This is a genomic window from Photorhabdus kleinii (genome assembly GCF_025384885.1).
Lineage (GTDB): Bacteria > Pseudomonadota > Gammaproteobacteria > Enterobacterales > Enterobacteriaceae > Photorhabdus > Photorhabdus kayaii.
Genome location: NZ_JAJAFY010000010.1, coordinates 93,562 through 102,051, shown reverse-complemented (window position 1 = coordinate 102,051; position 8,490 = coordinate 93,562). Strand labels below are relative to the sequence as shown.

The window sequence follows — 8,490 nt, the reverse complement described above, 5'->3', positions numbered from 1 at the left end:
AGTAGCAGAGAGTAGGACAAACTCCGTCGGCAACGGGTTTGAACGTCGCGAGTTGTGATGGTCCGAAGGGAAAACGGCAGGAAAGCCGTTTATGAGCTGCTAAGTTTGATATTTAAGTTTTATGTCGTAACAGTGATATAAATCAAAGAGAATTCGGTGGTGCGGTAGTTCAGTTGGTTAGAATACCGGCCTGTCACGCCGGGGGTCGCGGGTTCGAGCCCCGTCCGCACCGCCACCTTAATTTAGGGGCGTAGTTCAATTGGTAGAGCACCGGTCTCCAAAACCGGGTGTTGGGAGTTCGAGTCTCTCCGCCCCTGCCAGTTATAAGTTAAGTGGCAACTAGGGTAGTTTATAATATTGGTGATCCATATATGCTACTTGAATTAGATTATTGATAAGGCGCTGACTTTTTGGTCGGCGCCTTTTTTCTAATGGAACTTTGTAAGAAAAACGGATTTGCCGTTACACTAAAAATCCTCTTATGCGAACCTTTTCTCCAGAAATGATCTCACTTGGAAAATTTGTTCCCAAATATTGTCTGGTTCGGTTACACATTTTTCAGTTCTCAATGTTATTCGATCTTATAGCAATAAAACCTTTCTTTCTAATTATCTATTGTCAAAGTGAATTCTTATAGATAACTTTTTAGACTTTTTGGCAATTTTCATACTAGTTAACCCGAATTATGTTTAAATCGTCACTGAAAAATCGTCTTCTGAGTAGAAAACTTTCAGTGATGGTTTCTTCCATTTAAGGCAGTAAGCAATCAAACCGCCTAAGACGGTCAACATAAATCCTTTTATACTTCGGTGGCGCGAATGCTCTATTACACGATCCACAACAGTGGGAATACCCAGCAGACGTTCACCACCTGATTTCTTGGGAATAGTGACACCTTTCACCGGGGGCGGATAATAGCTGCCCGATGATAAGCGGTTCCACAGTTTATATAGATTCCCTTTTAGGTTTGATTCAAAATCCGCAATGGTTCGACCGTCTACGCCCGCCGCCCCCTGATTGGCTTTGACCAATAACCCGGCACGGTGCACATCCCTTTTTTCAATGACAAACGGTTTTGCCTTAACCCCAGCATCTCCTCCTGTCTGACAGTTGGATACCGGGCAAGGCTGCTTGACGTGACCCCTTCGCTCCACATTCATTACAAATATTTCCTCACTACTACGAGTCACTCCGCCCCCGTATCACTCATCGGTACTCTCATCACTTGTCAATTTAGTGACTTGCATTTCTCCCTTGACATCGTGATGACGGGTTCCCGCAGTTCCCAGAAAGAGCCCGATACAAAGTCACGCCCACTCTACGCCGGACACCACCTGCGCAGTATTCGGAATTCACTTACAGATTTATCCCGGAAGATAGAAACGCCCCCGGTTTTAATGTCAAATCTCTTCTTTACGACGCGTCCACATGGGTTCGGTTTTACTCGTCTCTTTGTACCCTACCTGCCGAACTATTGTTCGCGCTTTAACTTCAACGCTCACGACCAGCGCTCTTTACGGCAGCCGCTTGAGGGGGGATGAAGCCAGCTTCCGACAGCAGACTTCGGTGGACCTGCCACCATCTCTTCCTAAGCTTATGCCACAATCTTACGCTTATTCCTTATGCAGCAAGTTTGTATGCCTGCGGTACACTTTCTATGATAAAATGCTTTGATAACATTATCTTATCCCATTCAGCTTGCATACACGCTTTCATGTTTCGGCGCTTTTTTGTGATGAAAGTGACACCGATTTTGGCTAAATCGTCAGCGAGCTCCTGACTGAGATACCTCTTGTCGGCGTAAAGAGTACCCGTTAATTCTGTTGTTAATTCGCGAACAGGTTCCCGATCATCCACATTATCGGCGGTAACTTTAAGCGCCAGAGTTTCGCCCTGATGGTTAACAACCAAATGTAATTTGAAACCGTAAAACCACCCCATTGAGGTTTTTCCTCGTTTTGCTATCCCCTCAAAAACCTTATGACGGGGAATACGGATGTTATGACAAACCCGCAAACTGGTGGAATCAATTAAAGCAATGCCTGTGGGTTTCCCTTTTAGTTGAGTCAGATAACTGCATAGTGGCACCAAAAAGGAAGGGGCCACACTGACAAAACGAGGATAGCTGAGCAAGGTGGGAAAATCGTTGTGGTGATATTTCCAAATATGTTCTAGATAAAAATTTTTAAAATCACGGTAATGTGACAGATGAAAAAGGATCAAAATGGTCATGATTTCACTGGGATACATGTGACCTTGTCGGCGGTGCAGGCGGTATCCGTTATCGAGGCAAAACGGCTCCCATTGCGGGATGAAAAAACGGCAAAAATCATCGACATCACAGAAAATTTCAACTAACTTATTCATAGCCTGTTCCACCTCAGAGCTGTTTTTGGTGTGCACCAAAACTTTGCTCTTGGAACAGGCTTCTCGTCAATTTCTTATCCAGAATTCGGGTTAGTTAAAGTCCTTCTGAACTAAGTGTCTAGAGGATATGTACGAATGGATCTTAGCTAATATTTTGATTGTGAAAATTTTCTTCTTAAGAAAAGCTCGGTTTGAAGGATAGGATACCTAAAACGATAAGGTGGGAACACTACGTCTGATTCAGGTTATACTATACGTAAGGATTACTTAGTAAATAGGAGCTATATGTGGGAAGATAGTAAAAGTAATCCCACCTTATGCTCGATCTGAAATTTCTTTCTCCTTTACTATTTTCATTCCTGTTTTCGTATAGTATTGCTATCCATAAATTTTGCAGAACATATATTTGCTAATTAAATGATTTACATGGATGCTTCTTAACCTCTTGTAGGAGTATGTATGATAGGTATTTTTAATAGCTGTTGAATGAATGCTTGCTGATCATTCTTTTGTAGCCATATGGCATATAATGGGCGTTCAATTAGTTCAGTATTTGGATAGGAGACCAGCTCTGGATATTCATTTTGCCAGTGTATTGGTAAGAAGGCGGCTCCTCTTACGCTATTGAGTAGTTGGCGGGCTATATGTGCTGAAGTGGTTGTGATGGTAGGTAACTGCTCACTTTTTAAAATCCGTTGTTCTTGATGATGGAAATCAGCTCCCCATTCTAGCTTGATGTAATTTTTAATTTGGTATTTCAGATTTTCTTCTGTTGTTAATAACTTTAAGCAAATATTTCCTAATAATAGGCTTTGGAACTCATCCATTTTGGGTGGTTCGGTAGTGATCAACAGATCTAACTCACGTGAATGAAGCTGTTTAACAAGGGATTGCCGTGTAGAAACCCGGGATTCCAATCTTAATTCCTGATGTTTTTTATAGAAGCCTTGTAACCAGGAAGTTAAATATGCTTCCCATAGTGATGCAGTGGCACCAATTGTTAATTCAATATGTTGAGAAGCATGCATTATCTCTTTTTTAGCCAATAGCCAGGTGCTCATCAGTGATTCTGCATAGGGAATAAGGCGCTCTCCTGCTGCTGTAAGACGGATGTTATTACGGTGGCGAGTGAAAAGATGAGTACCTAATTGATTTTCTAGTTGGCGTATGCGAAAGCTAACTGCTGATTGCGTCAGGTACAGTGATTCGGCTGCCCTCCCAAAGTGACGAGTTTTACTGACTTCCAAGAAGGTTTTCAGTAATTCAGTGTCCACATATATCTCCAATAATATTTATCGTTAAGATTTAAATTTTTTGTTTTACAGAACGCCAGGCCTATCTAATACTCCGCGCCATAATTGGCATGATAGTAACAGTACTAGAATTAGGAGTGTGTCAGATGGCCGAAAGCTTCATCACGACTAATCGTTTTTTTGATAACAAAAATTATCCTCGCGGGTTCTCCCGCCATGGCGATTTCACCATTAAAGAGGCGCAATTGCTAGAGCGCCATGGTTATGCGTTCAATGAGTTAGATCTTGGTAAACGCGAGCCTCAAACAGAAGTAGAAGAGCTGTTTGTTGCTGTTTGCCGGGGTGAACGGCAGCCTGTGACAATAGAAGAAAAAGTGTGGACCAAATATCTTGCAAAGATTAGTCGTCCAAAGCGTTTTCATACTCTTTCAGGCGGTAAGCCCCAGATCGATGCTTCTGATGACTATACCGACACCGATGATTAATATTATCACAAGTTATGAATATTAGGGGCTTTGCCCCTTTTTCATTGCTAACCTGATTGTTTTTGTAATTGTATTAATAATCTGTCCATACTGCGATAGCTTAAGGCTTCCATGATATGTGGTTTTTCTATCTCTTTTTTTTCTTCTAAGTCGGCAAGTGTCCGGGATGTTTTCAGAATTCGGTGCCATGCTCGGATTGAAAGCCCTAGTTTTATTAGAGTTTGTTCTAGAAATACAGCATCGTCAGGTTTGAGCTTACAAAATGTCTCTGTCTCTTTACTATTCAGATGAGCATTAATTTTTCCACAACGTTTTAGTTGTATTTCTCGTGCTGCTAGTACTCTTAATCTTACATCTTTGCTGCTTTCGCTTGGTCTAACAGGGCTACTCAATGTTCCAATGGGTAACAGGGGAACTTCAATTGAGAGATCAAAACGATCCAAGAAAGGACCAGAAAGTTTCGCTAGGTATCGAAGTATTTGCTGAGGACTACTTCGATTTTTAATGCCCTGATGATAGCCTGTAGGGCTAGGATTCATTGCTGCTATCAATTGAACTTGGGCAGGAAAACAAACTTTTGCTCTGGCTCGGGAGATAATTATTTCCCCTGATTCCAGCGGTTCTCTGAGAGCATCAAGGACTCTGCGTTCAAATTCAGGTAGTTCATCTAGAAATAGCACGCCGTTGTGAGCAAGTGAAATTTCACCAGGTTTTGGAAGTCCTCCGCCGCCGACTAGAGCTGCCATTGAAGAACTGTGATGAGGCGCTCTAAATGGGCGTGTATGCCATTGTTCAGGTGGAAGGTAGGTATCCATCAAGCTATTGATAGCGGCAATCTCAAGGGCCTCTTTGTTTGTTAATGGTGGTAATAGACTACATAGCCGGCTTGCCAGCATTGTTTTTCCTGTCCCTGGTGGGCCAAGTAGCAAAAGATTATGTCCGCCTGCGGCTGTGATTTCTAGGGCGCGTTTTGCTTGTTCCTGGCCAATAATATCCTGCAGATCCGGTTGTGATGGTTCTGTTAAGGATTCATGTTGGATTGGTGCTGTCAGCAGTTGTTGTTCTCCCTGAAGAAAGTGACAGATATGCAAGAGATGTTCTGTCATTAACGTTTCATTCTGAGATAAAATTGCCAGCTCCATTGCGTTTTCTGTTGGTAGAATAAGTTGTCTTCCTGCTTCTCCTGCGCTGAGTGCGGCTGGAATTGCGCCGTTAACTTTCCGTAAACCCCCGGATAGAGCGAGTTCACCAAGAAATTCGTAATGACTTAGTTTATTGGTAGGTATTTGTTCTGAAGCGGCTAAAATAGCGATAGCGATTGGCAAATCATAACGGCCACCTTCTTTGGGAAGATCTGCGGGTGCAAGATTGACGGTGATTCTTTTAGGCGGATAGGTAAACCCGCTGTTGATCAACGCGCTTCTGACACGATCTCTTGCTTCTTTTACGGCTGTTTCAGGCAAACCAACTAGGGTTAATCCAGGTAAACCATTACTAATATGCGCTTCAACGGTAACAATAGGGGCGTGAATACCTATAGTCGCTCGGGTATAAATAACAGCGAGGGCCATCCTATTCTCCTTAGTAAGAAAGCGTATATGATGGACTGAAATTAGATAATAAATAGTTTTCTATTATTTTTTTGCGAAGCGGCTCTAATAAATATTTTTCGAAGCAACTATAAAAATTTTATTTTGGAATTTAAATCAAATGATTTTTATTTTATTGATTTAAATGGTTTAATTTTTATTATTTTAATGTTTAAATCATTTTATCTATTATTTTTATATTCTTATTTTGAGGTTTTTTTATTATTTTAGTTATGTTTTAAGATTGATTTTTCATTGGTTGAATTTAATTTAAATTCAAATTTATATATATTTTTACAGTGGATGAATTTAGTATGTTATATCATCATGCTTTATTTTTAATGAGAAGTTTTTGTTACTCAAGTGATTAATAACAAGCTCTTTATTTTTGATTATAGTCGGATGATTTGTTTTTTATGTTATCTATTAATGTGTTGTTTTGTTTATATCTAATCAGTTAGTTTTTATCACTTAAATCGGTCTATTTACTGGATAAATAATCCATATAACAAGTATTTAATTGAAAATAAATAGTATTTTTTTATATCGAGTAATAAAACAAAATAAATGTTGTCAAGCTATGAAGAACGTGATAACTCTTAAATATAGATTAAACAAACGAATTAAACGACCAAGATTATGAACACATTTGTCCTAGTGATTAGCCTAATTATTGTCAGCGTGGTGGTGATTATTATCCCACCGTGCGGGGCTGCACTTGGACGAAGAAAGGCTTAGAATAACAGCCAGATCTCTCGAAGACCCCCGCACCGAAAGGCGCGGGGTTTTTTTTTCGACAAGCAAAATCCGGTAGAGACGGAAACATACAACAGAACAAAATCTTGTCTCACAGGGTAAACACAGGGGATATGAAAAATGAACGGGGCGCAGTGGGTTGTAAAGGCATTACGAACGCAAGGGGTTGATAAGGTTTTTGGCTACCCTGGTGGTACGATCATGCCGGTTTATGATGCTTTGTACGATGGTGGGGTGGAGCATTTGCTTTGTCGGCATGAACAGGGGGCAGCTATGGCTGCAATTGGTTATGCGAGAGCTAGTGGTAAGCCGGGAGTTTGTATCGCTACATCGGGACCGGGAGCAACAAACTTAATCACTGGATTAGCCGATGCATTGTTAGATTCTGTTCCTATTGTTGCTATCACTGGTCAGGTTGGTTCTGAATTGATTGGAACTGATGCCTTCCAAGAAGTCGATGTTTTAGGCCTCTCCCTTGCTTGTACTAAACACAGTTTCTTAGTGGACTCACTGGAAGATTTACCTCAAATTATGGCGGAAGCCTTTTCTATTGCCACTAGTGGTCGACCTGGCCCAGTTTTGATTGATATTCCTAAAGATATTCAGTTGAAAGAGGGGAATTTGGTACCACATTTGGTACCCGTTGAGCAAAAGGAGCCCTGCTCGGAAAGTGAATTAGAACAAGCTCGGAAAATGATTGCGGCTGCGGCAAAGCCAGTGTTGTATGTCGGTGGTGGAGTAGGGATGTCTCAAGCAGTTTCTATTCTGCGAGATTTTGTTGTGGAAACAGGTATGCCGGTTGCTTCTACGTTGAAAGGCTTGGGGGCTGCCGATTCAGAACATCCATGTTATCTGGGAATGCTTGGGATGCATGGTTCGAAAGCGGCCAATCTTGCCGTTCAGTCATGTGATTTGTTGATTGCTGTAGGTGCTCGTTTTGATGATCGTGTGACTGGCAAACTCAATACTTTTGCTCCGTGTGCAAAAATCATTCATCTGGATATCGATCCGGCAGAGTTGGGTAAATTACGTCAGGCTCATGTGTCGTTACTGGGGGATGTGAAGGTATTATTGCCCCGTTTGCAACAGCCGTTGTCAATTATGCCCTGGCAACAGGAAGTTAAGTATCTGAAAGCTGAATATCCTTGGTGTTATGACCATCAGGGAGAGAGTATCTATGCGCCTTGGTTATTGAAGCAGGTTTCAGATCGTAAAACATTTAATACGGTTATTACTACCGATGTTGGACAGCATCAAATGTGGACAGCTCAGCATATGACTTTTGATGGGCCTGAAAATTTCATTACATCTAGTGGATTGGGCTCAATGGGATTTGGTATCCCTGCTGCAATTGGTGCTCAGATTGCTCGACCGGAAGATATGGTGATTTGTGTATCTGGAGATGGCTCTTTCATGATGAATGTTCAAGAATTGGGGACAATTAAACGCAAGCAATTACCAGTAAAAATTTTATTGTTGGATAACCAGCGATTGGGAATGGTGCGGCAATGGCAGGAGCTGTTTTTTGATAAGCGATATAGTGAAACGACATTAACAGATAACCCCGATTTTGTCACATTAGCGAAAGCTTTTGGTATTCCTGGGCAACATATCACAGATAAATCACAGATTGATGAAGCGCTGAATGCATTATTCAGCAGTAAGGGTCCTTATTTATTACAGGTATCTATTGAGGAATTAGAGAACGTTTGGCCGTTAGTTCCTCCCGGTGCAAGCAATGAAACTATGTTGGAGAAATCATTATGATGCAGCATCAACTTGCAATCCATGCTCGTTTCCGTCCTGAAATATTAGAGCGTATCTTACGGGTAACGCGTCATCGTGGATTTCAGATATGTTCCATGAATATGGATCAAACAATGGATGGCGATAATGTTAATATCGAATTAATTGTTGCCAGCCAAAAACCGGTTAATTTGTTGTCTTCACAACTGACTAAATTAGTGGATGTCGCTGGCGTCAAGATCCTGCAACAAAAATCACAACTCATACGTGCATAACGTAGAAATAAAGGAATAA

At 41.3% G+C, this 8,490-nt stretch carries 6 protein-coding genes, 2 tRNA genes and 2 pseudogenes; 6 read left to right on the top strand and 4 right to left on the bottom strand.

Features of this window, described 5'->3' with window-relative positions; all coding sequences use genetic code 11:
- Window positions 1-158: 158 nt before the first annotated feature.
- Window positions 159-235 (top strand) — tRNA-Asp (locus LG003_RS08165).
- Window positions 236-244: 9 nt separating this feature from the next.
- Window positions 245-320 (top strand) — tRNA-Trp (locus LG003_RS08160).
- Between the two features lie 369 nt (window positions 321-689).
- On the opposite strand, the pseudogene LG003_RS23400 reads toward LG003_RS08160, so the two are convergent.
- From LG003_RS23400 to hdfR, 3 genes and pseudogenes are all read right to left on the bottom strand, one after another.
- Window positions 690-827, bottom strand: a pseudogene (locus LG003_RS23400) (IS982 family transposase); the annotation flags it as partial.
- An 805-nt stretch (window positions 828-1,632) separates the two neighbouring features.
- Window positions 1,633-2,367, bottom strand: a pseudogene (locus LG003_RS08150) (IS982 family transposase); the annotation flags it as partial.
- A gap of 437 nt (window positions 2,368-2,804) precedes the next feature.
- Window positions 2,805-3,641: an HTH-type transcriptional regulator HdfR gene (gene hdfR, locus LG003_RS08145; protein ID WP_112877338.1), complete on the bottom strand. Its 837-nt coding sequence runs from the start codon at window positions 3,639-3,641 to the stop codon at window positions 2,805-2,807.
- A gap of 125 nt (window positions 3,642-3,766) precedes the next feature.
- Here hdfR and LG003_RS08140 point away from each other — a divergent pair, with 125 nt between their 5' ends.
- Complete coding sequence (locus LG003_RS08140) at window positions 3,767-4,105, top strand: DUF413 domain-containing protein (protein ID WP_112877337.1); 339 nt, start codon at window positions 3,767-3,769, stop codon at window positions 4,103-4,105.
- A gap of 47 nt (window positions 4,106-4,152) precedes the next feature.
- On the opposite strand, the gene LG003_RS08135 is transcribed toward LG003_RS08140, so the two are convergent.
- Entirely contained in the window at window positions 4,153-5,676 is a 1,524-nt protein-coding gene (locus LG003_RS08135; RefSeq protein WP_112877335.1) for a YifB family Mg chelatase-like AAA ATPase, read from the bottom strand.
- A 657-nt stretch (window positions 5,677-6,333) separates the two neighbouring features.
- Here LG003_RS08135 and ilvL point away from each other — a divergent pair.
- The 3 genes from ilvL to ilvM all read left to right on the top strand — a co-directional run bounded on the left by ilvL (window position 6,334) and on the right by ilvM (window position 8,471).
- Entirely contained in the window at window positions 6,334-6,432 is a 99-nt protein-coding gene (ilvL, locus tag LG003_RS08130; protein WP_071647081.1) for an ilv operon leader peptide, read from the top strand.
- 138 nt (window positions 6,433-6,570) lie between these two features.
- A complete protein-coding gene (gene ilvG / locus LG003_RS08125) occupies window positions 6,571-8,217 on the top strand; it encodes an acetolactate synthase 2 catalytic subunit (protein WP_112877334.1) in 1,647 nt (548 codons plus the stop codon).
- Window positions 8,214-8,471 carry an acetolactate synthase 2 small subunit gene (ilvM, locus tag LG003_RS08120; RefSeq protein ID WP_011148754.1) on the top strand — a complete coding sequence of 86 codons (258 nt, stop codon included), beginning with the start codon at window positions 8,214-8,216 and terminating at the stop codon, window positions 8,469-8,471. Before ilvG ends, ilvM begins: the two co-directional genes overlap by 4 nt.
- Window positions 8,472-8,490: the final 19 nt, after the last annotated feature.

Coding starts and splice junctions, on each gene's coding strand:
- LG003_RS08140 (WP_112877337.1), top strand. CDS start 3,767: ATGGCCGAAAGCTTCATCACGACTAATCGTTTTTTTGATAACAAAAAT.
- LG003_RS08135 (WP_112877335.1), bottom strand. CDS start 5,676: ATGGCCCTCGCTGTTATTTATACCCGAGCGACTATAGGTATTCACGCC.
- ilvL (WP_071647081.1), top strand. CDS start 6,334: ATGAACACATTTGTCCTAGTGATTAGCCTAATTATTGTCAGCGTGGTG.
- ilvG (WP_112877334.1), top strand. CDS start 6,571: ATGAACGGGGCGCAGTGGGTTGTAAAGGCATTACGAACGCAAGGGGTT.
- ilvM (WP_011148754.1), top strand. CDS start 8,214: ATGATGCAGCATCAACTTGCAATCCATGCTCGTTTCCGTCCTGAAATA.